At 71.8% G+C, this 23622-nt stretch carries 26 protein-coding genes; 17 read left to right on the top strand and 9 right to left on the bottom strand.

What is annotated here, in order from left to right; translation table 11 throughout:
- The first annotated feature begins 42 nt into the window (after window positions 1-42).
- The 6 genes from AB0B33_RS45045 to AB0B33_RS45020 all read left to right on the top strand — a co-directional run bounded on the left by AB0B33_RS45045 (window position 43) and on the right by AB0B33_RS45020 (window position 3783).
- The gene (locus AB0B33_RS45045) at window positions 43-1329 is read left to right on the top strand and encodes an O-acetylhomoserine aminocarboxypropyltransferase/cysteine synthase family protein (RefSeq protein ID WP_360783894.1); all 1287 of its coding nucleotides are present in this window, start codon (window positions 43-45) and stop codon (window positions 1327-1329) included.
- Window positions 1326-1802: a CoA-binding protein gene (locus tag AB0B33_RS45040; protein WP_360783891.1), complete on the top strand. Its 477-nt coding sequence runs from the start codon at window positions 1326-1328 to the stop codon at window positions 1800-1802. Before AB0B33_RS45045 ends, AB0B33_RS45040 begins: the two co-directional genes overlap by 4 nt.
- A gap of 43 nt (window positions 1803-1845) precedes the next feature.
- Complete coding sequence (locus AB0B33_RS45035; protein ID WP_360783889.1) at window positions 1846-2604, top strand: MBL fold metallo-hydrolase; 759 nt, start codon at window positions 1846-1848, stop codon at window positions 2602-2604.
- A 37-nt stretch (window positions 2605-2641) separates the two neighbouring features.
- Entirely contained in the window at window positions 2642-2818 is a 177-nt protein-coding gene (locus AB0B33_RS45030) for a hypothetical protein (protein WP_360783886.1), read from the top strand.
- 9 nt (window positions 2819-2827) lie between these two features.
- Complete coding sequence (locus AB0B33_RS45025; protein ID WP_360783883.1) at window positions 2828-3115, top strand: hypothetical protein; 288 nt, start codon at window positions 2828-2830, stop codon at window positions 3113-3115.
- Between the two features lie 65 nt (window positions 3116-3180).
- Complete coding sequence (locus AB0B33_RS45020) at window positions 3181-3783, top strand: restriction endonuclease (RefSeq protein ID WP_360783961.1); 603 nt, start codon at window positions 3181-3183, stop codon at window positions 3781-3783.
- On the opposite strand, the gene alc is transcribed toward AB0B33_RS45020, so the two are convergent.
- Window positions 3780-4793: an allantoicase gene (gene alc / locus AB0B33_RS45015; RefSeq protein WP_360783881.1), complete on the bottom strand. Its 1014-nt coding sequence runs from the start codon at window positions 4791-4793 to the stop codon at window positions 3780-3782. The two genes, AB0B33_RS45020 and alc, sit on opposite strands and share 4 nt — an antisense overlap.
- A 1-nt stretch (window position 4794) precedes the next feature.
- A complete protein-coding gene (allB, locus tag AB0B33_RS45010) occupies window positions 4795-6123 on the bottom strand; it encodes an allantoinase AllB (RefSeq protein ID WP_360783878.1) in 1329 nt (442 codons plus the stop codon).
- 128 nt (window positions 6124-6251) lie between these two features.
- On the opposite strand from allB, the gene AB0B33_RS45005 reads away from it, so the two are divergent.
- The 6 genes from AB0B33_RS45005 to AB0B33_RS44980 all read left to right on the top strand — a co-directional run bounded on the left by AB0B33_RS45005 (window position 6252) and on the right by AB0B33_RS44980 (window position 10773).
- Window positions 6252-6728 (top strand): helix-turn-helix domain-containing protein, encoded by a 477-nt coding sequence (locus tag AB0B33_RS45005; protein ID WP_360783875.1) that lies wholly within the window; start codon window positions 6252-6254, stop codon window positions 6726-6728.
- Window positions 6729-6783: 55 nt separating this feature from the next.
- Window positions 6784-7233 carry a 2-oxo-4-hydroxy-4-carboxy-5-ureidoimidazoline decarboxylase gene (locus tag AB0B33_RS45000; protein ID WP_360783872.1) on the top strand — a complete coding sequence of 150 codons (450 nt, stop codon included), beginning with the start codon at window positions 6784-6786 and terminating at the stop codon, window positions 7231-7233.
- On the top strand, window positions 7230-7547 hold the full coding sequence (gene uraH, locus AB0B33_RS44995) for a hydroxyisourate hydrolase (protein WP_360783869.1): 318 nt from the start codon (window positions 7230-7232) through the stop codon (window positions 7545-7547). Before AB0B33_RS45000 ends, uraH begins: the two co-directional genes overlap by 4 nt.
- Window positions 7548-7549: 2 nt before the next feature.
- Window positions 7550-8431, top strand: a complete 882-nt coding sequence (pucL, locus tag AB0B33_RS44990; protein WP_360783866.1) for a factor-independent urate hydroxylase — start codon at window positions 7550-7552, stop codon at window positions 8429-8431.
- 103 nt (window positions 8432-8534) lie between these two features.
- Complete coding sequence (locus tag AB0B33_RS44985; protein ID WP_247025251.1) at window positions 8535-9095, top strand: TetR/AcrR family transcriptional regulator; 561 nt, start codon at window positions 8535-8537, stop codon at window positions 9093-9095.
- Window positions 9096-9195: 100 nt separating this feature from the next.
- The gene (locus AB0B33_RS44980) at window positions 9196-10773 is read left to right on the top strand and encodes an alpha-galactosidase (RefSeq protein WP_360783863.1); all 1578 of its coding nucleotides are present in this window, start codon (window positions 9196-9198) and stop codon (window positions 10771-10773) included.
- Here AB0B33_RS44980 and pucD read toward each other — a convergent pair whose 3' ends face one another.
- The 4 genes from pucD to AB0B33_RS44960 are packed head-to-tail and all read right to left on the bottom strand — an operon-like array spanning window position 10774 to window position 15693.
- Window positions 10774-13029, bottom strand: coding sequence for a xanthine dehydrogenase subunit D (gene pucD, locus AB0B33_RS44975; RefSeq protein ID WP_360783860.1), 2256 nt, complete (start codon window positions 13027-13029; stop codon window positions 10774-10776). It abuts the gene before it with no gap.
- Window positions 13026-14366 carry an 8-oxoguanine deaminase gene (locus AB0B33_RS44970; RefSeq protein ID WP_247013063.1) on the bottom strand — a complete coding sequence of 447 codons (1341 nt, stop codon included), beginning with the start codon at window positions 14364-14366 and terminating at the stop codon, window positions 13026-13028. The genes pucD and AB0B33_RS44970 overlap by 4 nt, the downstream gene beginning before the upstream one ends.
- A complete protein-coding gene (locus AB0B33_RS44965) occupies window positions 14363-14830 on the bottom strand; it encodes a (2Fe-2S)-binding protein (RefSeq protein ID WP_247013065.1) in 468 nt (155 codons plus the stop codon). Before AB0B33_RS44965 ends, AB0B33_RS44970 begins: the two co-directional genes overlap by 4 nt.
- Window positions 14821-15693 carry an FAD binding domain-containing protein gene (locus AB0B33_RS44960; protein ID WP_360783857.1) on the bottom strand — a complete coding sequence of 291 codons (873 nt, stop codon included), beginning with the start codon at window positions 15691-15693 and terminating at the stop codon, window positions 14821-14823. The genes AB0B33_RS44965 and AB0B33_RS44960 overlap by 10 nt, the downstream gene beginning before the upstream one ends.
- A 122-nt stretch (window positions 15694-15815) precedes the next feature.
- On the opposite strand from AB0B33_RS44960, the gene AB0B33_RS44955 reads away from it, so the two are divergent.
- Together AB0B33_RS44955 and AB0B33_RS44950 are read left to right on the top strand one after the other, a co-directional pair.
- Window positions 15816-17147, top strand: a complete 1332-nt coding sequence (locus tag AB0B33_RS44955; RefSeq protein WP_360783854.1) for a PucR family transcriptional regulator ligand-binding domain-containing protein — start codon at window positions 15816-15818, stop codon at window positions 17145-17147.
- A 34-nt stretch (window positions 17148-17181) separates the two neighbouring features.
- Complete coding sequence (locus tag AB0B33_RS44950) at window positions 17182-18378, top strand: DUF2786 domain-containing protein (RefSeq protein ID WP_360783851.1); 1197 nt, start codon at window positions 17182-17184, stop codon at window positions 18376-18378.
- Window positions 18379-18423: 45 nt separating this feature from the next.
- Here AB0B33_RS44950 and AB0B33_RS44945 read toward each other — a convergent pair whose 3' ends face one another.
- Window positions 18424-19611: an aldolase gene (locus AB0B33_RS44945; protein ID WP_360783848.1), complete on the bottom strand. Its 1188-nt coding sequence runs from the start codon at window positions 19609-19611 to the stop codon at window positions 18424-18426.
- A complete protein-coding gene (gene aceB / locus AB0B33_RS44940) occupies window positions 19612-21186 on the bottom strand; it encodes a malate synthase A (RefSeq protein ID WP_247013075.1) in 1575 nt (524 codons plus the stop codon).
- Between the two features lie 112 nt (window positions 21187-21298).
- Between aceB and AB0B33_RS44935 the strand changes: the two genes are divergently transcribed.
- Together AB0B33_RS44935 and AB0B33_RS44930 are read left to right on the top strand one after the other, a co-directional pair.
- Window positions 21299-22075, top strand: a complete 777-nt coding sequence (locus AB0B33_RS44935; RefSeq protein WP_360783845.1) for an IclR family transcriptional regulator — start codon at window positions 21299-21301, stop codon at window positions 22073-22075.
- Window positions 22076-22106: 31 nt separating this feature from the next.
- Window positions 22107-22340, top strand: a complete 234-nt coding sequence (locus tag AB0B33_RS44930; protein WP_360783842.1) for a hypothetical protein — start codon at window positions 22107-22109, stop codon at window positions 22338-22340.
- Window positions 22341-22344: 4 nt separating this feature from the next.
- Here AB0B33_RS44930 and AB0B33_RS44925 read toward each other — a convergent pair whose 3' ends face one another.
- Window positions 22345-22845, bottom strand: coding sequence for a GNAT family protein (locus AB0B33_RS44925; RefSeq protein ID WP_360783839.1), 501 nt, complete (start codon window positions 22843-22845; stop codon window positions 22345-22347).
- 140 nt (window positions 22846-22985) lie between these two features.
- Here AB0B33_RS44925 and AB0B33_RS44920 point away from each other — a divergent pair, with 140 nt between their 5' ends.
- The gene (locus tag AB0B33_RS44920; protein ID WP_360783836.1) at window positions 22986-23456 is read left to right on the top strand and encodes a hypothetical protein; all 471 of its coding nucleotides are present in this window, start codon (window positions 22986-22988) and stop codon (window positions 23454-23456) included.
- The last annotated feature ends 166 nt before the right edge of the window (window positions 23457-23622 follow it).

Genomic DNA, 23622 nt, shown 5'->3' with positions numbered 1-23622 from the left:
ACGGATAGCGCCCCCGCGAACCCGTGGGTAGCGTGCACACCGATGAGTGAACGCACCTGGGGTTTCCGCACCCGCGCCCTGCACGCGGGTGGCACCCCCGATCCCGCGACCGGGGCCCGGGCCGTGCCGATCTACCAGACCACCAGCTTCGTCTTCGAGGACGCGGCCGACGCCGCCAACCTCTTCGCGCTGCAGAAGTACGGGAACGTCTACAGCCGGATCGGGAACCCGACCGTCGCCGCCTTCGAGGAGCGGGTCGCCAGTCTCGAAGGGGCCATCGGCGGAGTCGCCACCGCGAGCGGGCAGGCCGCCGAGTTCCTCACCTTCAGCGCGCTCGCCGAGGCCGGTGACCACATCGTGTCCGCGAGCGGCCTCTACGGCGGCACCGTCACCCAGCTCACCGGGACGCTGCGGCGCTTCGGCGTCGAGACGACGTTCGTCAGCGGCGGGATCGACGACTACGCCGCCGCGATCACCGACCGGACGCGGCTGCTCTACACCGAGGTCATCGGCAACCCCGGTGGCGGCATCGCCGACCTCGCCGCGCTCGCCGACCTGGCGCACGCCCACGACATCCCGCTGGTCGTCGACGCCACGCTCGCCACGCCGTACCTGTGCCGCCCGATCGAGCACGGGGCCGACATCGTGCTGCACTCGGCGACGAAGTTCCTCGGGGGCCACGGGACGACGCTCGGCGGGATCGTCGTCGAGTCCGGGCAGTTCGACTGGGGCAACGGGAAGTTCCCGCGGATGACCGAGACCGTCGACAGCTACGGCGGCCTGAAGTACTGGGAGAACTTCGGCGAGTACGCGTTCTGCACCCGGCTGCGCGCCGAGCAGCTGCGGGACATCGGCGCGGTGCTCTCGCCGCACTCGGCTTTCCTGCTGCTGCAAGGGATCGAGACCCTGCCGCAGCGGATGGACGCGCACGTCGCCAACGCCCGCGCGATCGCCGAGCACCTCGAAGCCGACCCGCGCGTGGCCTGGGTGTCCTACGCCGGGCTGCCGTCGCACCCGCACCACGACCTCGCGAAGAAGTACCTGCCCGCCGGGCCGGGCGCGGTGTTCTCCTTCGGCATCGACGGCGGCCGCGCGGCCGGCGAGAGGTTCGTCGAGTCGGTCGAACTGCTGTCGCACCTGGCGAACGTCGGGGACGCGCGGTCGCTCGTCATCCACCCGGCGTCGACGACGCACGCGCAGCTGTCGGAAGAGCAGCTCGCGGCCGCGGGCGTCGGGCCGGACCTGATCCGGCTGTCGATCGGGCTGGAGGACGTCGGCGACCTCGTCTGGGACCTCGACCAGGCGCTGGGCAAGGCGGTGGCGGGATGACCCACGACGTCGGGGCCGTCGAGCGGCGCGCGATCCTGAACCGGACGAAGTCGGTGACGATCGTCGGCGCGTCCGCCAACCCGGCGCGGCCCAGCTACTTCGTCGCGACCTACCTGCTTTCCTCGACGCGGTACGAGGTCAACTTCGTCAACCCGCGCCTGGACACGCTGCTCGGGAAGCCGGTGTACGCGTCGCTCGAGGACGTCCCGGGCGAGCTGGACCTGATCAGCGTCTTCCGCAAGCACGACGACCTGCCGCAGGTGGCCGACGAGGTCGTCGACGCCGGCGCGCGGACGCTGTGGCTGCAACTCGGGTTGTGGCACGAGCCGGCCGCCGACCGGGCGCGGGAGGCCGGGCTCGACGTCGTGATGAACCGGTGCGTGAAGATCGAGCACGCGCGCTTCGCCGGCGGGCTGCACCTGGCCGGGTTCAACACCGGCGTGATCAGCTCGCGGCGGCAGTCGGCGCCTTAGGCGGCACGGGAAGAGAACGGGCGTTCCCACTGTTGGCCCCGGTATGACTTTGGGGATCACGTTGTCCGGCGGCCCGACGGCACTCCTGGAACTGGGCGGCGTCCGGCTGCTCACCGATCCGACCTTCGACGCGCCCGGCGACCACCCGGTCGGCGAGCGCGTGCTGGTCAAGACCGAGGATTCGGTGCTGTCCGAGGCCGCGGTCGGGGTGGTGGACGCCGTGCTGCTGTCGCACGACCAGCACCCCGACAACCTCGACGACCGCGGCCGCGCGTACCTCGCCACGGTGCCGTTGACGCTGATCACGCCCAGCGGGGCTGCGCGCCTCGGCGGCACGGCGCGGGGGCTGGCGCCGTGGGAGGAGACGCGGGTGGGGCCGCTGACCGTCACCGCCGTCCCGGCCCTGCACGGACCCGAAGGGGCTTCGCGGGTCACCGGGGACGTCACGGGCTTCGTGCTGACCGGCGACGGCTTCCCGACCGTGTACGTCAGCGGCGACAACGCCTCGGTCGACCTCGTGCGCGAGATCGCTTCGCGGTTCCGCGTCGACATCGCGGTGCTCTTCGCCGGCGCCGCCCGGACACGGTTCTTCGACGGCGCTCCCCTGACGCTGACCAGCGAGAACGCCGTCGAAGCCGCGAAGGTGCTCGGCGCGGCGAAGGTGGTCCCGCTGCACTTCCGCGGCTGGCAGCACTTCACCGAGGGCTCGGACGTGCTCCGGAAGGCCTTCGAGGCGGCCGGGCTGGCCGACCGGCTGGTGCTCCTCGAACCCGGCCAGCACGCGGCGGTCCGAGCCGGGTGAGCACGGGTCCGGCAGCGGGCCGTGAGAGGCTGGCGGCATGGCCAAACCGACGCCGCTGCAGTTCCGCAACCTCCTCGTCGCCCTGCTGGCGGCGGCGGGCTTCGTCTGGAGCGTCGTGACCGGCCTGCCGTGGTGGGTCAGTGCGATCGTCGGCTGCGCCTGCGTCCTCGCGCTGGCTTCGGCCTACCTCAACCGGCCCGGGGCGAACAGCTAGCGTGACCCCATGACGACGATTTGGGGCGTCCACAACGACCAGCCCCAACTGGACCTGGTCGCGAACGGATTCGTGTCGATCGGCTGGGACGACCTCGGGGATCTCACCGATCTCAAGGACGATCGCGAGGACGCGAAAGAACGGGTCGCCCGGAAACGTCCGTACCTCAAGCCGGGCGCCATCCCGGTCACCGCCGGGACGCTGCTTTCCTTCCGGCACCGGATGCGGCCCGGGGATCTCGTGATCTACCCGTACAAGCCGGACAGCACGATCAACATCGGCCGCATCACTGCTTGACCTGGAACACGGTCACGGCCGAGCCGATTTCGTAGCGCGCGCTCTGGGAGAACGTCGTGCAGGGGATGCTCGTCCGCAGCCAGGAGTTCCTCGACTTCCTCGACGGCGCGACTTCGGCCACGACCCCGTCAGTGGTCGAAGCCGAACCCGAAGCCGCCGCGGACGAAGCCGCGGATCAGCCCGATCCCGAACGGATCGAGACCTACACCCGCGACTTCATCATCGAGACCCTGATGACCAAGCTCGAGGGGATCGGCTTCGAGCACTTCGTCGCCCACCTCCTCGGGGCCATGGGGTACCGGACCGAGGTGACGAGCCCTTCACGGGACGGCGGCTACGACATCCTGGCCTCGCACGACCCGCTCCTGCTGGAGCCACCGATCGTCAAGGTGCAGTGCAAGCGCACGACCTCGTCGATCGGCCGCCCCGAGGTTCAGCAGCTGACCGGGACACTCGCGGCCGGCGGGTCCGAGCTCGGCTTGTTCGTCACACTGGGCAGCTATTCCGCCGACGCGCAGCACGAAGAACGGCACCGCCAGAACCTCCGCCTGATCAACGGCCGCCAGCTGGTCAAGCTGATCTTCGAGCACTACGACAAGTTCAGCCTCGAGTACAAGCGCCTTCTCCCGCTGCGGCCCGTCTACATCGTGGACAGCACTCTGAGCTAGCGCGTCTTCGAGAACCGCGCCTTCAGGTTCGTGCGGCCCGCCTCCGTGAGGCGGCCGAAGAGCCGCAGGCGGGCCAGGCCGCCGTCCGGGTAGATGTCCAGGCGGGCCTCCGTCACCTCCGGGGCGTCCTTCACGGCGAAGCGGTGGCGGGTGTCCGGTTGCAGGCGCGTCTTCGGGAGCAGGTCCACCCACTCGCCGTACGTGTCGCGGCCGCTGACCGACGCCCAGCCCGGGGCGTTGCCCTTCAGGTTGCTCGTGTCCAGTTCCGCGAAGCGGACGATGCCCGCGCCCGCCAGGCGCAGCGTCACCCAGTCGTTGCCGGCGTCGCGGCGGCGGGCCGTCTCCCAGCCCTCCGCCTGGTGGGCCGCCAGGCCCGGGGACAGCAGGTTGTTCGGCGACGAATAGAACTTGTTGCTGCAGCCCGTGACCACCGCACCGTTCTCCAGGGCCGCCAGGTCGAGCGCATCGAGATCGAGCAGGTCCGGGTCCGGGATCGGCAGGCCGTGGACGCGCAGGCGGGCGACGCCGCCGTCCGGGTGCTGCGTCAGGCGTACGTGCGTGTACCGGCGGGAACCGTTGATCGCGTAGAAGTTCTCCGTGTGGCCGGCCGCCGGGGCTCGGTCGACCAGGACGTCCCAGTCGGCCGACGCCAGCTCCGCCGCCGAGGGGTAGCCCGGGACCGAGGTCGCCTCCACCGAGACGTGCGGCGGGTAGTTGCCCTTGAAGAACGCCGTGTCCACGATGACGCCGGTGACCGTGCCCGCCAGGCCGAGCCGGAGGATCGCCTGGTCGTCGCCCGGTTCGCGGTGGCGGCGGGTTTCCCAGCCGTCGTAGACCTGGCCCTTGGGGCCGAACGTCTCCGCGCGGTGGGCCGGGACCCACGGGTTGACCAGGTTCTCCTTCTCGGCGAACAGCTCGTCGGTCGCCCACATCACGGTCCCGCCGAAGCGCCGGGACGCGAGGTCGGGCAGTTCTGTCCACTCAGGACGGTCGGACACCACAGCCTCCATTTCAGCAGTTCCCCCGGGTCAGCAGCGCGCCGTGCGGCGCGTCGCCGGTGATTTCGGTGCCCCGCAGCCACGTCGAGCGCACCACGCCGGCCAGCGGACGGCGGTCGTAGGCGCTCACCGGGTTGCGGTGCTTCAACTTCGCGACGTCGACGACGAACGCCTCGTCCGGCGCGAACACGCAGAAGTCGGCGTCGTAGCCCACCGCGAGGTGGCCCTTGCGGCGCATCCCGGCCTGCGCGGCCGGGCGCTCGGCCATCCAGCGGATGACGTCGGTGAGCGCGAACCCGCGCTGCCGCGCCTGCGTCCAGATCGCCGGCAGGCCCAGCTGCAGGCTGGAAATCCCGCCCCACGCCTCGCCGAAGTCGCCGCTGTCGAAGCGCTTCAGCTCCGGCGTGCACGGCGAGTGGTCGCTGACGATCGTGTCGATCACGCCGTCGGCGAGCCCCTGCCAGAGCCGCTCGCGGTTGGCCGCCTCGCGGATCGGCGGGCAGCACTTGAACTGCGTCGCGCCGTCGCGGATCTCCTCGGCGACGAAGCTCAGGTAGTGCGGGCACGTTTCCGCCGTCAGCGCCACGCCGTCACGGCGGGCCGCGGCGATCAGCGGCAGGGCGTCCGAAGAGGACAGGTGCAGGATGTGCGCCCGCGCGGAAGTGCGGCGGGCCGCCTCGATCACGTGCGTGATCGCGAGGTTCTCCGCCTGCCGCGGCCGCGAGTGCAGGAAGTCGACATAACGACCGCCGTGCGGCTCCGGCGCCGCGCCGATCTCGTGCGCGTCCTCGGCGTGGACGATCATCAGCGCGTCGAAGGAACTCAGCTCCCGCAACGCTTCGTCGAGCCCGGCCGGGTCGAGCGGCGGGAACTCGTCGACGCCGGAGTGCAGCAGGAAGCACTTGAAGCCGAACACGCCGGCGTCGTGCAGGCCGCGGAGATCCGTGACGTTGCCCGGGATCGCGCCGCCCCAGAAGCCGACGTCGACGTGCACCCGGCCGGCCGCCGCCTTGCGCTTGACCTCCAGCGCGGCCACGTCGACGGTCGGCGGCAGGCTGTTCAGCGGCATGTCCACGATCGTGGTCACCCCGCCCGCGGCGGCCGCGCGGGTCGCCGTCTCGAAGCCCTCCCACTCGGCGCGGCCGGGGTCGTTGACGTGGACGTGCGTGTCGACGAGTCCCGGCAGCAGCACGACGTCGCCGCCGAGGTCGAGGACGCGGTCGCCGGACAGCGAAGCGCCGCCGGGTTCGACCGCGACGATCCGGCCGCCGTCGACGCCGAGCGTCACGGGAACTTCGCCCTCGGCCGTCACGGCCCGTGCGGCGCGCACCACAAGATCCATCCGAAAGCCCTTCGCCGGGAGGATGAGCACCATCGATTCCACAGAACGGAAAGACGGTTTCGCACAACGACAGTAACCACGGCGCGCGCCGCTCGTCAACGACGGACGCGGCGCGTTACGGTCGACCCGTGCGGCTTGAAGCGGAGTTCACCAGCGAACCGTTCCACGGCGAAGGTTCGCCCCCCGAGCACGCCGTCGCCGCTCGCGACGCCGCCGCGGAAGCGGGGCTGGACACCGACTTCGGGCCGCTCGGCACCCTCGCCCGCGGCGAGGCGAAGGAGCTGCTCGAGGCCCTGCCGTCGATCGCGAAGGCGGCCTTGGACGGCGGCGCCACCCGCGTCACGCTGCAGCTGCGCCGGGCCGACGACCCCGGGGGCGCGCCGGTCGTCGAGCTGAACGACGCGCTGGCCCGGCTGATCGCCGACGTCGAGCGCGAACTGGGCGCCAGGCTCGGCGAACTCGACCGCGCGGGCAAGCAGCGCGCGGTCCGGCTGCTGCGTGAACGCGGGGCCTTCGGCCTGCGGAAATCGGTCTCGTCGGTGGCCGACGCGCTGGGCGTCACCCGGTTCACGGTCTACAACTACCTCAACCGGGAAGCCGACTGACCAGCGCTTTCAACAAAATGTTGACGGAACTCCGGGGCCGACGTACGGTCAGGCCGTGCTGCTCACCGAGTTCAACACCGCCGACGTCCGCCCGCTGCTGACCGAGTGCCTCGCCGTGCCCCGGTGGGTCGACGCCGTGCTGGCCGGGCGCCCGTACGCCGACGTCGACGCGCTCAAAGCCGCCGCCGGCTTGCCGTTGAGCAGCGACGAGATCCGGCAGGCGATGGCCGCGCACCCGCGGATCGGGGACAAGCCGGCGGACGGCTTCGCGCGCTCCGAACAGTCCGGTGTGGACAACCCGGACGCGTTCGCCGCCGCGAACGCCGAGTACGAAGCCAGGTTCGGGCACGTCTACCTCGTCTGCGCCAGCGGCCGCAGCGGCGACGAGCTGCTGAAGATCCTGCGCGAACGCCTGGACAACGACCCAGCAACCGAACTGGCCGTCGCCGGGCGCGAACTCCTCAAGATCGCCGAACTCCGACTCGCGAAAGCGGTGACCGCGTGAGCCTCGTGACCACCCACGTCCTCGACACGGCGAAGGGACGCCCCGCCCAGGGGATCGCCGTCCGCTTCGAGACCGCCGACGGGAAACCGATTGCCGACGGCCGCACCGACGACGACGGCCGCGTCCGCGACCTCGGCCCGGAAACCCTCGAGCCCGGCGTCTACCGCCTGGTCTTCGACACCGGCGCCTACCTGGGCCCGGACGCGTTCTTCCCGGAGGTCGCGCTGACCTTCCGGATCCTCGACGGCACCGCGCACCACCACGTGCCGCTCCTGCTCAGCCCGTTCGCCCATTCGACCTACCGAGGGAGCTGACCGTGGCCATCACCCTGGGCCCCAACCAGTACGGCAAGGCGGAGGTCCGCCTGGTCACGGTGCGCCGCGACGGCCCCGTGCACCACCTGAAGGACCTCACCGTGTCGACGTCGCTGCGCGGTGAGCTGGCCGCGACGCACCTGACCGGCGACAACGCCGGCGTGCTCGCGACCGACACGCAGAAGAACACCGTGTACGCCTTCGCGAAGGAGGCGCCGGTCGGCGAGATCGAGGACTTCGGCCTGCGCCTGGCCCGCCACTTCGTCGGCACGCAGCAGAACATCACCGGCGCGCGGGTGAAGATCGACGAGCACGGCTGGGACCGGATCGCGGTCGGCGACGAGCCGCACGACCACGCGTTCAGCCGCTCGGGTGACGAGCGGCGCACGACGGCCGTGACGGTCCAGGGCGACCGCGCGTGGGTGGTGTCCGGCATCGACGGCCTGACGCTGCTCAAGTCCACCGGTTCGGAGTTCCACGGCTTCCCGCGCGAGGAGTACACGACGCTCGCCGAGACCGAAGACCGCATCCTCGCCACCGCCGTCACGGCGAAGTGGCGCTACCAGGGCTTGGACGTCGACTGGGCGGAGAGCCACCGCGAGATCCGGCGCGTGCTGCTGGCGACGTTCGCGACGAAGCACAGCCTTTCCCTGCAGCAGACGCTGTACGCGATGGGGCAAGCGGTGCTGGAGACCCGCGAAGAGGTCGCCGAGGTCCGGCTGTCGCTGCCGAACAAGCACCACTTCCTGGTCGACCTGAGCCCGTTCGGGCTGAAGAACGACAACGAGGTGTTCTACGCCGCGGACCGGCCGTACGGCCTGATCGAGGGCACGATCCTGCGTGACGACGCCGAGGACCCCGGCCCGGCCTGGGACCTCCACTGAGCGGAGCTTTCGTAGGGAAAGTGCCGTCCCCGCACTTTCACGTGAAAGTGCGGTGGATAGATCGCTCTATCATGGGGGCGTGGCAGGGACCAAGGAACGCATCATGGCCGCCGGCGCGGAACTGTTCCGGCGCAACGGCTACACCGGCACCGGGCTCAAGCAGATCGTCTCGGAAGCGAACGCGCCCTTCGGGTCGCTCTACCACTTCTTCCCCGGCGGCAAGGAGCAGCTCGGCCAGGAGGTCATCCGCACCTCCGGGCTCGCCTACATCCAGCTCTTCGACCTCTTCATCGTGCCCGCGCCCGACCTGATCAGCGGGATCGAAGCCTTCTTCGCCGCCGGGATCGCGACGCTCGAAGCCACCGACTACGTCGAGGGCTGCCCGATCGCGACCGTCGCGCTGGAAGTCGCGAGCACCAACGAGCCGCTGCGCCAGGCCACCGCCGACGTCTTCACGGCGTGGATCGACGCCGGGACCGAGAAGTTCGCGAAGTTCGGCATCGGCACCGAAGCCGCCCGGACGTTGACGATCACCGCCGTCAACAACCTCGAAGGCGCGTTCGTGCTCTGCCGCTCGCTGCGCGACACCGAAGCGATGGCCGTGGCGGGCGCGGCGACCGTCGACGTCGCTCGCCGGCTCCTCAACGAGAACACACAACTTTAGTCGGGAATCCAACACGAATACTCAAGATGGCGCTTGACCGCACAGCAAGAGACACGGAAGCTGCTCTTCTCCTCCCCCACCGCTGTCGGTTGGAGCTGCCATGCGCCGTGTCCTCGCTGTCCTCGCCACCGCCGTAGCCGCCCTCGGAATCGTGTCCCCACCCGCCGACGCCCTCGAAAACGGCCTCGCGCGGACACCGCCGATGGGCTGGAACACCTGGAACACCTTCGAGTGCAACATCAACGAGACGCTGGTCAAGCAGACCACCGACCTGTTGGTCAGCTCCGGGATGCGCGACCGCGGCTACACCTACGTCAACCTCGACGACTGCTGGATGACCCGCACCCGCGACAGCGCGGGCAAGCTCGTCGCCGACCCCGCGAAGTTCCCCAGCGGCCTCAAGGCGCTCGGCGACTACATCCACGCGCGCGGGATGAAGTTCGGCATCTACGAGAGCGCCGGCTCCGAGACCTGCCAGCACTACCCCGGCAGCCTCGGGCACGAGCAGACCGACGCGAACAGCTACGCGAGCTGGGGCGTCGACTACCTCAAGTACGACAACTGCGGCAGCCCGGCCGGGGAGAACCAGCAGGACTACGTCCGCCGCTACGCCGCGATGCGCGACGCGCTGAAGGCCACCGGCCGCCCGATCGCCTACAGCATCTGCGAATGGGGCAACTTCAGCCCGTCGACCTGGGCGCCGGACGTCGGCAACCTGTGGCGCACCACCGGCGACATCACGAACAACTGGGGCAGCATCGACTCGATCTACCGCCAGAACGTCGGTCTCGCGGCCGCCGCGAAGCCCGGTGCCTGGAACGACCCGGACATGCTCGAAGTCGGCGACGGCATGGACTTCCAGGAGGACCGCGCCCACTTCACGCTCTGGGCCGCGATGGCCGCGCCGCTGATCGCGGGCGCCGACCTCCGTTCCGCCAGCGTCGCCACGTTCTCGACGTACCTGAACGGCGACGTCATCGCCGTCGACCAGGACACCCTGGGCAAGCAGGCCCGGCGGATCTCGTCGTCCGGCGGCCTGGACGTCCTCGCGAAACCGCTGTCCGACGGGGACGTGGCCGTGGTGCTGTTCAACGAAAACGGCGACACCCGCACGGTCTCGACGACGGCCGCCGCGGCCGGGCTGCCCGCCGCGTCGAGCTACCGGCTGACCAACCTGTGGTCGAAGGAGCTGACCACGAGCACCGGGACGATCAGCGCCGCGGTTCCCTCGCACAGCACGGTGATCTACCGCGTGAAGGCCGGCGCGTCCGGCTCGAGCACCGGCACCGCGCAGCCCCTGCAGGGTGCGTCGTCCTCGCGGTGCGTCGACATCAACGGCAACGTCACCACGCCCGGCACCAAGGTCGACGTCTGGGACTGCGACGGCGGCGCGAACCAGTCCTGGACGTTCACCAGTGCCGGTGAGCTGAAGGCCGGCGGCCTGTGCCTGGACGCCGACGGCGGCACCAGCGCCGCCGGGACCAAGCTCATCGTCTGGACCTGCCACGGCGGCGCGAACCAGAAGTTCAAGCTCGCCGCGGACGGCTCGATCACCCAGGCCGGGCTCTGCGTCGACGTCACCGGCGGGGACAAGCCCGCCGGCAACGTCAACGGCGTCCAGCTCGAACTCTGGGGCTGCAACGACGACGCCAACCAGAACTGGTCGCTCAAGCGCTGATCAGGTGCCGGTGAGGTGCTCCGGCCGGACCGGGACGCGCGGGAGCGCGAGCCCGGTCGCGGCCCGGATCGCCGCCACGATCGCCGGGGTCGACGAGATCGTCGGCGGCTCGCCGACCCCGCGCAGGCCGTAGGGCGCGTGCGGGTCCGGGCGCTCCAGGACGTCGATGCTCATCGGCGGCACGTCCAGGACCGTCGGGATCAGGTAGTCGGTGAAGGAGGGGTTCCGGATCTTCCCGCCGGAAGTCTGGATCTCCTCCATCACCGCGAGCCCGAGCCCCTGCGCGGAACCGCCCTGGATCTGGCCCAGCACGGCCTGCGGGTTGAGCGCCTTGCCGACGTCCTGGGCGCAGTCGAGCGCGACCACCTTGACCAGGCCCAGCTCGACGTCGACGTCGACGACCGCCCGGTGCGCGGCGAACGCGTACTGCACGTGCGCGGTGCCCTGCCCGGTTTCCGGGTCCAGCGCGGTCGTCGGCCGGTGCCGCCACTCCACGGTTTCGTCGTAGACGTCGTCGCCGAGGACGTCCACCAGGTCGGCGAGCACCTGGCCGTCGGCCGCGACGAGCTTGCCGCCGACCACGCGCACCCGCTGGTCGAACCGCGACAGCAGCTTCGCGCGCACCGCGCCGCAGGCGGCCTGGACCGCACCGCCGGTGACGTAGGTCTGGCGTGACGCCGACGTGGAGCCGCCGTTGCCGATCGAGGTGTCCATCGGCAGGATCGTCACCTGGTCGACGCCCAGCTCGGTCCGGACGATCTGCTGCATGATCGTGACGAGCCCCTGGCCGACCTCGCAGGCCGCGGTGTGCACGGTCGCCGCGGGCTCGCCGCCGACGAGCTGCAGGCGCACGCGGGCCGTCGAGTAGTCGTCGAACCCCTCGGAGAAGCAGACGTTCTTGATCCCGACGGCGTAGCCGACCCCGCGGACGACGCCTTCGCCGTGCGTGGTGTTCGAGACCCCGCCCGGCAGGTGCCGCAGGTCGAAGGGCCGCTCGGGCGGCATCGGCTTGTCCCGCACCAGTCCCAGCAGCTCGGCGACCGGGGCCGCCGAGTCGACGGTCTGGCCGGTCGGCATCAGGTCGCCCTCGCTCATCGCGTTGCGGACGCGGATCTCGACCGGGTCCAGGCCGCAGGCGGCCGCGAGCTTGTCCATCTGGGACTCGTAGCCGAACGCCGCCTGCACCGCGCCGAACCCGCGCATCGCACCGCACGGCGGGTTGTTCGTGTACGTACCCCAGCAGTCGATCGAGACACTGTCCACTTTGTACGGCCCGGCGCCGAGGGTGGCGGCGTTCGCGACCACCGCCCCGGTGGAGGACGCGTACGCGCCGCCGTCGAGGTAGAGCCGCGTGCGCACGTACACGAGCCGGCCGTCGCGGGTGGCGCCGTGCTCGTAGTACATCTTCGCCGGGTGGCGGTGGACATGGCCGTAGAAGGACTCTTCGCGGTTGTAGACCATCTTCACCGGCTTGCCGGTGTGCAGGGCGAGCAGGCACGCGTGCACCTGCATCGACAGGTCCTCGCGGCCGCCGAACGCGCCCCCGACGCCGCCAAGCGTCAGCCGAACCTTCTCCACCGGCAGGCCCAGCGCGGCCACGATCTGCTGCTGGTCGACGTGCAGCCACTGCGTCGCGACGTACAGGTCGACGCCGCCTTCGGTGTCCGGTACGGCGAGGCCGGACTCCGGCCCGAGGAACGCCTGGTCCTGCATGCCGACCTCGTAGACGCCGGAGACGACGACGTCGGCGGCCAGGTCCTGTGGCCCGCGGCGGATCTTCACGTGCCGCACGACGTTGCCGCCGTCGTGCAGCGAAGCGCCTTCGCCCACGACAGCCGCTTCGGAGTCCGTCACCGGCTCCAGCTCTTCGTAGGAGACGGCGATCCGCTTCATCGCGCGGCGCGCGGTCTCCGGGTGGTCGGCGGCGACCAGCGCGACCGGTTCACCCTGGTAGCGCACGACGTCGGAGGCGAGCACCGGCTGGTCGGAGTGCTCCAGGCCGTACCGGTTGACGCCGGGGACGTCCTCGTGGGTCAGCACCGCGTAGACGCCGGGCACGGTCAGGGCGTCGGTGATGTCGATCGCGGTGATCCGCGCGTACGGGTGCGGGCTGCGCAACGTCACGCCCCACACCATGTCCTCGTGCCAGAGGTCCGAAGAGTAGGCGAATTCGCCGCGGACCTTGACCGTGCCGTCGGGGCGCCGCGGCGACGTGCCGACGCCGTCGACGGCCTGCGTGCTGACGGTGGTGGTCATCCGGCCTCCCTCAACCGGGCGCTCGCGGCCGCCAGCTCGCGGGCGATCGCGGACTCGTCGGCTTCGCGCAGGGTGGCGTCCTCGACGATCGCCTTGCCGCCGACGAACAGCCGGCGCAGCGGCGGCGTCGTGCCGAGCACCAGCGCCGCGACCGGGTCGGCGATGCCCGCGTGGTTCAGGCCGGTCAGGTCCCAGACGGCGAGGTCCGCGAGCTTGCCGGGTTCGATCGAGCCGAGATCCGCCGCGCGGCCCAGGCAGCGGGCGCCGCCCATCGTGCCCATCCACAGCGCTTCCCGCGTGGTCAGGCCGCGGGGCCCGCCGCGCTGGCGGGCCTGCAGGAGCGCCTGGTGCAGCTCCTCGGCGAGGCCGCCGGACTCGCTGGACGCGGCCCCGTCGACACCGAGACCGACCGCCACGCCCGCGTCGAGCAGGTCGCGGACCGGGGCGATGCCGGCGCCGAGCCGGCCGTTGGACGTCGGGCAGTGCGCCGAGCCGGTGCCGGTCGCGCCGAAGCGGCGGATCGCGTCGGGCGCGAGGTGGACGGTGTGCGCGAGCCAGACGTCGTCGGCGAGCCAGCCCAGCTTGTCGGCGTACTCGGCGGGCGTGCAGCCGACTTCGGCGAGGCACTGCTTCTCTTCGTCGAGCGTCTCGGCGAGGTGCGTGTGCAGCCGGACGCCCTTGCGCCGCGCCAGCTCGGCCGCGCCGGACATCAGCCGCTCGGTGACCGAGAACGGCGAGCACGGGCCCACGGCGATCTGCAGGTGGGCGCCGGGCGAGTCGTCGTGGAAGCGGCCGATCGCGGCTTCGGTGCCGGTCAGCGCGTCCTCGGTCGTCTCGACGAGGTTGTCCGGCGGCAGGCCGCCGTCGGACTCGCCGCGGTCCATCGACCCGCGCACGACGTGCAGCCGGACGCCGATCCGCTGGCGGGCCGCGGCCAGCGCCGCGACCTGGTCGCCGCCGTCGCGCGGGAAGACGTAGTGGTGGTCGGCGACGGTGGTGCAGCCGGTCAGCGCCAGGCGCGCCATCCCGGCGGTGCCGGCGGCGTGGGTGATCTCGTCGTCCAGGCGGCCCCAGACCGGGTAGAGCGCGACCAGCCACTCGAAGAGCGTGTGGTCGGCGGCCAGGCCGCGGGTCGCCCACTGGTAGAGGTGGTGGTGGGTGTTGATCAGGCCGGGCGTGACCAGGCAGCCGGCGGCGTCGACGCGCTCGTCGAACTCGCCGGTGTAGACGCCTTCGCCGACTTCGGCGATCCGGTCGTTCTCGACGACGACGTGGCCGGAGGCGTACTCGGGGCCGGAGACGGTGGCGATCGCCGCGTTCGCGATGAGGGTCTTCACGCGACACCACCCTTCGCCACCGCGCGCACCGCGTCCAGGATCTTTTCGTAGCCGGTGCAGCGGCAGAGGTTGCCGGCGAGCGCCTCGCGGATCTCCTCGTCGCTCGGGTCGGGGACGCGGTTCAGCAGGTCGTGCGCGGCGACGACCAGGCCCGGGGTGCAGAAGCCGCACTGCACGGCGCCGTTGTCCACAAAGGACTGCTGGAGCGGGTCGAGGGTGTCGCCGTCGGCCAGTCCCTCGACCGTGCGGACCACGCGGCCCTCGGCCTGCCCGGCCGCGACCAGGCAGGCGCACACCGGCACCTCGTCGAGGTAGACCGTGCAGGAGCCGCATTCGCCCTGCTCGCAGGCGTTCTTCGAGCCCGGGAGGCCGAGCCGCTCGCGCAGCACGTAGAGCAGGCTTTCGCCCTCCCAGACGTCGTCCGCCTGGCGGTCTTCGCCGTTGATCGTGACATTCAGGCGCATGCGCGCTCCCCCGTCCGGTGGTCGTCCCAGGCCCAGGTCAACGTACGCCTCGCCAGTACCCCCAGCGCGTGCTTCCGATACGCGGCGCTGCCGCGGACGTCGTCGATCGGCGACGTCGCTTCGGCGACGAGCTCGCCGAAGCGGCGCTTCAGGGAGTCGGGCAGCGCCTCGGCCGAGCCCCACGGCAGTTCGGCGGCCAGGAACTCTTCGGCCGCCTTCGCCCGGCGTGGCGTGGGTGCGGCGGACCCGATGGCCGCACCCGCCACGCCGTCCCGCAGGGCGAGCGCGAAGGAGCAGACCGCGATGACCATGGCGTTGCGCGTGCCGACCTTGGCGAACTGCTGCGGCCCGGCGTGCGCGGGCAGGTGGACGGCGGTGATCAGCTCGTCCTCGGCCAGCGCGTGGCGTTTCACTCCGACGTAGAAATCCTCCGCGCGGAGGAGCCGGGTCCCCCGGACGGAGGCCACCTCGATCCGGGCGTCGAGGGCCAGCAGCACCGGGTGGGTGTCCCCGGCGGGCGACGCGGCGCCGAGGTTGCCGCCGACCGTGCCGCGGTTGCGGATCTGGGGTGACCCGACCGTGCGGGAGGCCATGGCCAGCGCCGGGACGGATTCACCCAGTTCGGCGATGACGCGGGTGTACGGGACGCCGGCGCCGAGCCGGACCGTGCCGCCCGGGTCATCCACAGTGGACCACTCCGCCAGCTCGGCGACCGTGGTCAGGTCCAGCAGGGCTTCGGGACGCCGGTGGTCGAAGTTCAGCTCGACCATGACGTCGGTGCCGCCGGCGATCGGCACGGCGTCCGGCCGCTCCGCCTTGACGGCGAGGGCCTCGGCGAGCGTCGTGGGACGCAGGAACTCCACTCGTGCTCCTTCGGTGAGGGCGATAGACCAGTAGACGCCCAACGGGGAGCAAGCGGCAACGGCACAGCGCATGAAACGCACAGGAGCGGACCGGGGCGCGTTTGTGCTTTCCTACAAGCCTGATGACGACCGTGAAAACTCTGCTCGGCCTGCCGGGGCTGCGGCTGCGCCCGCTGGCCGGGGCCGACCTGCTCGACCGGCCCGTGACGCGCATCTACGTCACGGAACTGCCCGACCCCGGACGGTACCTGTCGGCGGGCGAACTGGTGCTGTCCGGTCTGCTCTGGTGGCGGCGCCCGGGCGACGCCGAGCCGTTCGTGGCCGCGCTGGCCCGCTCGGGCGCGGCGGCGCTGGCCGCGTCCGGCGCCGATTCCGGCGGGATCCCGGCCGACGTGGTCGACGCGTGCGCGCGGCACCGCATCCCGTTGCTGGAAGTGCCCACCGACCTGTCGTTTTCGGTGATCACCGAGCAGGTGGTGCTGGCGCTGGCCGCCGCGTCCGACAGTGCGCGCAAACGTTTGCAGGCCGCCGCGGACGCCCCGGTCGAGACGCTGCTGGAGCGCGCGTCGGCGGAGCTCGGGCTGCCCTGCTGGGTGCTCTCCGGGCTCGGCCGGGTGATCGCCGGCGCCGGGCCGCTGCCGCTGCCCGCCGAAGACGTCGTCCGCCGGTACGCCGCGCACGAGCCCGGGCCGCTGACCGTGGTCCCGGTCGAGGGACGCCAGGCCGTGCCGTGGCTGGTCGCGGCCGGGGGCCTGCTGAGCACGGCGCAGGCCGAGCTGGCGGAGGAGCTCGCGGGGCTGATCGGGGTGACGCGGGCGCGGTCCCTGCCGGTCGAAGCCGAGCTGCCCGCCGAAGCCCGGGTCGTCGCGCTGCGGACCGAGGGCAGCGACGAGAGCCGGGACGTGCTGCGGGAGCTGCTGCCGGACGGGCTCCTGCTGGAGTCCACCGGGGACACGTCGTACGCGGCGACCACCGTGTTGCCGTCCACAGTGGAGCTGTCCACTGTGGAACCGTTGCTCCGTGCGTCGCGGATCCTCTGCGGGGTCAGCGAACCGGCGCCGCGGACCGAGGCGTGGGAGACCGCGCGGTACGCGGTGGGGGTGGCGGCCCGGCGGCCGGGCCGCGTCGTGGTCGTCCCCGCCGCCGACGTCGCGGCGCACCAGCTGCTGCTCGCCGGGGCCCCGGACGGGGTGCGCGCGGCCCTGCGGCGCCGGGTGCTCGGGCCGCTGCTGGCCTACGACGCCGAGCAGCACACGGACCTGGTGCACACGGTCCGGGTGTTCCTGGAGTGCTCGGGCTCTCCGACGCGGGCGGCGAAGGCGTTGCACGTCCACGTCAACACGCTGCGCTACCGCATCGGCCGGGCGGGCGAGCTGCTCGGCGCGGACCTGACCGAGTTCACCGACCAGCTCGACGTCTACCTCGCCCTGCGCGCCGGCGACGAGGGAGGGTGATCGGGCGGGCGGACCGCTGCGGCACACTCGGGGCGTGGGTAAACGGAAGCGCGTGGCCGTCGAGGAAGCCGTCTCGTGGGCCGGGGCGGTGCCGACGGCCGAGGAAGCTCGGGACACGCTGCTCGCCGCCGCCCACGGGACCGCGCGGGGTACGGCGGACCGGCTCGCGCCCGGCCTCGAACTGCCTGCCGAGGTGGCCGAGGGCGCGCACCTGGCCGGGCAGCAGGTCATCGCGCGGGTCTGCCGGGGCGGCTGGCTGCCCGAGGACCTGGACCAGGCGGCTCGCCGCCACGTCGACGAGTTCGCCCGATCCTTCGTGCTCGACGCGCTGGCCGCCCACGTCGAGCAGTTCGCCTCGGCGACGGTCCACCCGCGCTGGCGGGAGCAGCTCGAAGACGTCGGCGCCGTGCGGTGGTGGCCGGACCCGCACCTCACCCACTGGGCGGCCAAGCACATCCTCACCCCGGCCGAAGCGCTGACGACCGTGATCGAGGCCCTCGGCTTCCTGCTGACCCTGCCGCCCGTCACCCTCGTCCTGCCCGTGCCGGGGACCGCGACCCCGGAGCGGCCCGCGCACCACGCCGTCGACGAGAAGAAGCTCGGGCGGGTGCGCGCGCTGCTGGCGAAGGCCGAGTCGAGCTCGTTCCCGGACGAGGCCGAAGCCCTCTCGGCGAAGGCGCAGGAGCTGATGACCCGGTACGCCCTCGACCGCGTGCTCGTCGAGGCCGGCGAGGCCGCGCCCGAGCTGCCCGCGGCCCGCCGGATCTGGCTCGACACGCCGTACGTCGACGCCAAGTCGCTGCTGGTGCACGTCGTCTCGAAAGCCGACCGGTGCCGGGCGGTCTTCGACCCGCGCTGGGGGTTCGTCACCGTCGTCGGCGACGAGGCGGACCTGGACTCCGTCGAGCTGATGACGACGTCCCTGCTCGTCCAGGCGACGCGGGCGATGATCGCCGACCCGGCCGGGCGGTCGCGGGCGTTCCGGAAGTCGTTCCTCGTCTCCTACGCCACCCGCATCGGCGAGCGGCTCGACCAGGCCGCCGAAGCGACGATCGCGGAGGCGCCGGACCGGGACCGGCTGCTGCCGGTGCTGGCGTCGCACGAGCTCAAGGTCGAGTCGGCCTTCAGCACCCGGTTCCCCGAAGTGGTGCACAAATCGGTGACCGTGCGCAGCCACGAAGGCTGGGGCGCGGGCCGCGAGGCCGCCGACCGCGCCCGGCTCGGTGAGTGACGCCGGTCACCGGACGGCACCCCGGGACACTTCCCCAGCCGCTGCTCAGCCTTCGCGCCGCGCGTACTTCTCCAGCTCCGGCCGCCCGAACGACAGCTCGCTCTCGTCGAGCGCACCGCAGTCGAGGCCGCGCAGCAGGTACACCGCCAGCGCCTGGGCCGTCGCCGGTTCGTCGAGCACACCCCCGGCCTTCTTCTCCGCGTACGCGCGCAACCGGTCCACCGCCTCGGCGAACCCCGAGCGGTAGAACGTGTACGTCGCCGCGAAGCGCGTCGGGAGCTGGTGCGGGTGCAGGTCCCAGCCCTGGTAGAAGCCGCGTTCCAGGGACCGCCGCACCAGGCGCAGGTGTTCGGCCCACGCCGCGGGCAGCGCGTCGCCGACCGGGAGCTTGTTCGTCGAGCCGTCCGACAGCCGGACGCCGGTGCCCGCCGCCGAGACCTGCATCAGGCCCTTGGCGAGGTCCGCCGCCGGGTGCTCCATGCTCTGGTACGCCGCCGCGATGCCGAGGCCGGCGCTGTAGTCGTACGTCCCGTAGTGCAGGCCCGAACACCGGCCTTCGGCCGCCTGCACGATCCGCGGCACCGCGAGCGTCCCGTCGATGTCCACAATGGACTGCGACGTCTCGATCTGGACCTCGAACCGCAGCGTCCCCTCGGCGAGCTCGTACGCGGATTCCAGGCGCGCCAGGATCTCCGCGGCCACCGACACCTGCTCGATCGCCGTCACCTTCGGCAGCGTGACGACGAACCCGGGCGGCAGCGGCCCGTTGTCCAGCAACCCGGTCAGGAACAGGTCCAGGGTGCGGATCCCGCGCCGGCGCGTCGCCGCTTCGAAGCTCTTGAACCGGATGCCGCAGAACGGCGTCCCGCCGGTGGTGGCCAGGGTCTGCCCGGCCGCCAGCGCGGCGGCGTCCTCGACGTCGTCGGGGACGCGGCCGTAGCCGTCCTCGAAGTCGATCCGCAGGTCCTCGATCGGCTCGGTGAGCAGCTTGGCGCGCACGCGTTCGTACCCGGGCGCGTCGAGCCCGAGCAGGTCCTCGTGCTCGACGAAGACACGCATCGCCTGCTTGCCCCAGTCGGCGACCAGGCGCGTCCGGTACCCCGACGCCGGCACGTACACCGTGTGCACCGGCTGCCGGCCCGGCCGCTCCCCCGGGTACGCCGCCGCGACGCGCGCGTCGGCCTCGGCCAGACGCGCGTCCGCGGCGGCGTAGACGTCTTCGGGAAGACGCACCTACTTGATCCGCTCGTAGGCGGGCAGGGTCAGGAAGTCCGGGAACTCGTCGGCCAGCGCGACCTGCTCGAACAGCTCCACGGCGGGCTCCAGCTGCTCGGGCTTGAGCTCGCCGGCCAGCTCGCCGCGGACGTCCGCGAGCACGCCGCGGACCAGCTCCGAGGTGACGGTGTCGCCGGTGTCCAAAGTGGTCCCGTTCTTGACCCACTGCCAGATCTGCGAGCGCGAGATCTCGGCGGTGGCGGCGTCCTCCATCAGGTTGTGGATGGCCGCCGCGCCGTTGCCGCCGAGCCAGGACGCGATGTAGCGGACCCCGACGTCGACCGCGGCGCGCAGGCCGGCCGCCGTCGCGCCGCCCGGCGTCGAAGCGACGTCGAGCAGCTGGTCGGCGGTGACGGAGACCTCGTCGCGGGTACGGCCGAGCTGGTTGGGCTGGTCGCCGAGGACCTTGTCGAACTCCTCCTTGCAGAGCTCGACCATGCCCGGGTGCGCGACCCACGAGCCGTCGAAGCCGTCGCCGGCCTCGCGCGACTTGTCCGCGTGCACCTTGTCGAAGGCGCCCTTGTTCGTCTCGGGGTCCTTGCTCGGGATGAACGCGGCCATGCCGCCGATCGCGAACGCGCCGCGCTTGTGGCAGGTGCGCACCAGCAGTTCGGTGTAGGCGCGCATGAACGGCGCGGTCATGGTGACCGAGTTGCGGTCCGGCAGCACGAACTTCTCGCCCGCGTCGCGGAAGTACTTGATGACGCTGAACAGGTAGTCCCAGCGGCCGGCGTTGAGGCCCGAGGCGTGCTCGCGCAGTTCGTAGAGGATCTCTTCCATCTCGAACGCGGCCGGGATGGTCTCGATCAGCACGGTCGCGCGGACGGTGCCGTGCTCGATGCCGAGCGCCTTCTCGGCGTGGGTGAAGACGTCGTTCCAGAGCCGCGCTTCGAGGTGGCTCTCCATCTTCGGGAGGTAGTAGTACGGACCCTTGCCGCGCTTGAGCAGCTCGGCCGCGTTGTGGAAGAAGTGCAGGCCGAAGTCGACCAGCGCGCCGACGCCCTCGCGGCCGCCGAACTTCAGGTGGCTTTCGGGCAGGTGCCAGCCGCGCGGGCGGACCACGATCGTGGCGTGCTCGACGTCCTTGAGCGCGTAGCTCTTGCCGCCGCTCTCCAGGGTGATCGTCTCGCGGACGGCGTCGTAGAGGTTGACCTGGCCGGAGACGACGTTCACCCAGTGGGGGGTGTTGGCGTCCTCGAGGTCGGCCAGCCACACCTTCGCGCCGGAGTTGAGCGCGTTGATGGTCATCTTGCGGTCGGTCGGCCCGGTGATCTCGACGCGGCGGTCCCGCAGCGCGGCGGGCGCGCCGGCGACCTGCCAGTCGCTCTCGCGGATCTCCTTCGTCTCCGGCAGGAAGTCGAGCCTGCCGGTGGTCCGGGCCTCCTCGCGGCGCTTGCTCCGCGCCTGGAGCAGCTCGTCGCGGCGGCCGGCGAAGGCGTCGTGGAGGCCGGCGAGGAAGGCGAGCGCCTCCGGCGTGAGGATCTCGTCGCCGCGCTCGACCGGGTCGCCCAGCACCTGGACTTCAGAAGACATGGGGAAACACCTCGAGGGTTCGGATCTTTGGATAACGGCCCTACGGTTTTCTACCAGCCGGACTATAGTTTCTGCATAGCGGAAGCTCAACGCCGACGTAAGGAGGGCCACCGTGCCGGCGGAGAAGAACGGTCGCGACGGCGGCGTCCAGTCCCTGCAGCGTGCCTTCGAGCTGCTGGAACACCTCGCGGACACCGGCGGCGAAGCCAGCCTGTCGGAGCTGGCGACGCTGTCCGGGCTGCCGATGCCGACGATCCACCGGCTGATCCGCACCCTGGTCGACCTGGGCTACGTCCGCCAGAACACGAACCGCCGGTACGCGCTGGGCGCGCGGCTGATCCGGCTGGGCGAGAACGCGAGCATGCAGTTCGGCGCGTGGGCGCGGCCGCTGCTGGCGGAGCTGGTCGAGGAGGTCGGCGAGACGGCGAACCTGGCGGTCCTGGAGCGCGACGAGGTCGTGTACGTGGCCCAGGTGCCCTCGAAGCATTCGATGCGCATGTTCACCGAGGTCGGGCGGCGGTTGCTGCCGCACGGGACCGGGGTGGGGAAGGCGATGCTGGCGCACCTGCCTTCCGAGGACGTCCAGGCGTTGCTCTCGCGGACCGGTATGCCGGCGTACACGGAGCACACGTTCACCGATGCGGACCTGCTGGCGGTCGAGCTTTCGCGGATCGCTTCGCAGGGGTACGCGCTGGACGAGGCCGAGCAGGAGCTGGGGGTGCGGTGCGTCGCGGTGGCGGTGCCCGGGGCGCCGGTACCGGCGGCGGTGTCGGTGTCGGGCCCGTCGGGGCGGCTGACCGCCGAGGCGGTGGCGCACATCGCCCCGGCGGTGCAGCGGGTGGCGGACGCCCTGGGTGCGAGCCTTTCCCAAGCGGCGGTCACGGTCTGACCGGCGAGCGGGGGCCGATACCGTGAGCCGTATGTCCGGCCTGGTCCGCGCCGATCGCTCCACCGAGATCCGGCTGATCCTGGCGGAGCAGACGGCGCTGCTCGAAGGCGCGCTCGAAGCTCAGCTCGAGCAGGGGCGACAACTGGAGGCGCTGCGGGACGCGTGCACAGGGTGCGATCGCACGCTCACCAGCGGGTTCGCCGAGCTGAACAGCCACCTCGAGCGAGTCGGCCGGCTTGTCCGCGAGCTCGCGGACAAGCGGTGATCCCTCACTTCAGCTCCCCCGCCAGCAGGTCCATCAGCAAGCCGTCGTGCCAGCTGCCGTCCGCCGCCCGCTCGTAGCGGCGTAGCACGCCCACCGGCCGGAAGCCGATCTTCGAATACACCCTGATCGCCGGCTCGTTGGCCGCCGCCGGGTCGATCGTCAGGCGGTGGTGGCCCTGGTCGAACAGGTGCCCGGCCAGGGTGCGGAGGGCGTCCGTGCCGAGGCCGCGGCCGTGGAAGCCCGGGTCGATCGCGATGTCGATGCCCGCGTGGCGGTACTGCGGGTCGAGCTCCTCGCAGCTCTGGATCAGCCCGACGACGACCCCGTCCGCCTCGATGATGTAGCAGCGGAAGCCGTCCTCGGCGGTGTAGATGCTCTCGATTTCCGACTCCGGCTCGCCCCACCAGCGGGCGACCTCCGGGGTGGCCAGGATTTCGCGTGCGCGGGCGCGATCCGCTGGGCCGATCGGGCGCAGCCGCACCCGATCGCCGTGGATGGCGGGCATGATTGTCCTCTCTCGTAGCGGATGACGGCTTCGCGACGTCTGGTACGAGGAGGGGCACGAGCGGAAGGGCGTCAACCGGGCACACCGGAATTCTGCGCCGGGTCGCGCCCGTTCGTCATCCGAATATCGGCGGAGGCCGCATGGACTCGCACACCGGCGCCTTGGCGTGGCTCGCCCAGGGCGCCGCTTCGAACCTGCTGGACCGGCTCGTCGCCCGGGCGCTCGACGGGCCGCCCCCGGTACCCGCGTGGCCACGGCCCGGCGGAGCGCCCTCGGGCACCGTCGAGATCTCCGTGCGCCACCACTCGGCCGCGAAGGTCCGCACGCCGGTGATCCTCACGCTGCAGGAGGACGGCGGCCGCACGGGCACGGTGTTTTCGGTCGTGCTGGGCAACACCGCCCGCATCGCGGTCCCCGCCGGCGCCTACTTCGGCGCGGCGATGGTCCTCGACCCGGCCCACCGCACCCTGCAGGGCATCGGCTGGTCGCGGCTCACGGTGACCGCCCGCCGGACGTCCCCGTGCCTCATCCCGGCGCGCCGCCCGTCGGCACCGGTGATCCTGCAGCTGGGCCTGCGAAAACCCGACGGGACGCCGCTGTTCCGGCTTTGACGGTCGTCGCGCCCGGGCGGCCGCGCGGTGCCCACCTGACCTCCGCGCTGCTCGTAGGCCTGACCGCGGCTCTAGCTGTGATGTTCAGGGACGTTGTCCCGAGCTGAGGTGACCCGGTGACGGCCTGTCGTGCAGACAGGTGAAGGCCTCCGGATGTGAAGTGGAG

The sequence above is a fragment of the Amycolatopsis sp. NPDC049159 genome (genome assembly GCF_040648295.1).
Classification (GTDB): domain Bacteria; phylum Actinomycetota; class Actinomycetes; order Mycobacteriales; family Pseudonocardiaceae; genus Amycolatopsis; species Amycolatopsis pretoriensis_A.
Note: the sequence above shows the minus strand (reverse complement) of the source record. Positions and strands in the feature narration are given on the sequence as shown.

Coding starts and splice junctions, on each gene's coding strand:
- allB (WP_360783878.1), bottom strand. CDS start 6,123: ATGGATCTTGTGGTGCGCGCCGCACGGGCCGTGACGGCCGAGGGCGAA.
- AB0B33_RS44925 (WP_360783839.1), bottom strand. CDS start 22,845: ATGCCCGCCATCCACGGCGATCGGGTGCGGCTGCGCCCGATCGGCCCA.
- AB0B33_RS45025 (WP_360783883.1), top strand. CDS start 2,828: ATGACGACGATTTGGGGCGTCCACAACGACCAGCCCCAACTGGACCTG.
- AB0B33_RS45030 (WP_360783886.1), top strand. CDS start 2,642: ATGGCCAAACCGACGCCGCTGCAGTTCCGCAACCTCCTCGTCGCCCTG.
- AB0B33_RS44965 (WP_247013065.1), bottom strand. CDS start 14,830: ATGCGCCTGAATGTCACGATCAACGGCGAAGACCGCCAGGCGGACGAC.
- AB0B33_RS45035 (WP_360783889.1), top strand. CDS start 1,846: ATGACTTTGGGGATCACGTTGTCCGGCGGCCCGACGGCACTCCTGGAA.
- AB0B33_RS45020 (WP_360783961.1), top strand. CDS start 3,181: ATGCTCGTCCGCAGCCAGGAGTTCCTCGACTTCCTCGACGGCGCGACT.
- AB0B33_RS44930 (WP_360783842.1), top strand. CDS start 22,107: ATGTCCGGCCTGGTCCGCGCCGATCGCTCCACCGAGATCCGGCTGATC.
- AB0B33_RS45040 (WP_360783891.1), top strand. CDS start 1,326: ATGACCCACGACGTCGGGGCCGTCGAGCGGCGCGCGATCCTGAACCGG.
- AB0B33_RS44980 (WP_360783863.1), top strand. CDS start 9,196: ATGCGCCGTGTCCTCGCTGTCCTCGCCACCGCCGTAGCCGCCCTCGGA.
- AB0B33_RS45045 (WP_360783894.1), top strand. CDS start 43: ATGAGTGAACGCACCTGGGGTTTCCGCACCCGCGCCCTGCACGCGGGT.
- AB0B33_RS44920 (WP_360783836.1), top strand. CDS start 22,986: ATGGACTCGCACACCGGCGCCTTGGCGTGGCTCGCCCAGGGCGCCGCT.
- aceB (WP_247013075.1), bottom strand. CDS start 21,186: ATGTCTTCTGAAGTCCAGGTGCTGGGCGACCCGGTCGAGCGCGGCGAC.
- alc (WP_360783881.1), bottom strand. CDS start 4,793: ATGGAGGCTGTGGTGTCCGACCGTCCTGAGTGGACAGAACTGCCCGAC.
- pucD (WP_360783860.1), bottom strand. CDS start 13,029: ATGACCACCACCGTCAGCACGCAGGCCGTCGACGGCGTCGGCACGTCG.
- AB0B33_RS44985 (WP_247025251.1), top strand. CDS start 8,535: ATGGCCGCCGGCGCGGAACTGTTCCGGCGCAACGGCTACACCGGCACC.
- AB0B33_RS44955 (WP_360783854.1), top strand. CDS start 15,816: ATGACGACCGTGAAAACTCTGCTCGGCCTGCCGGGGCTGCGGCTGCGC.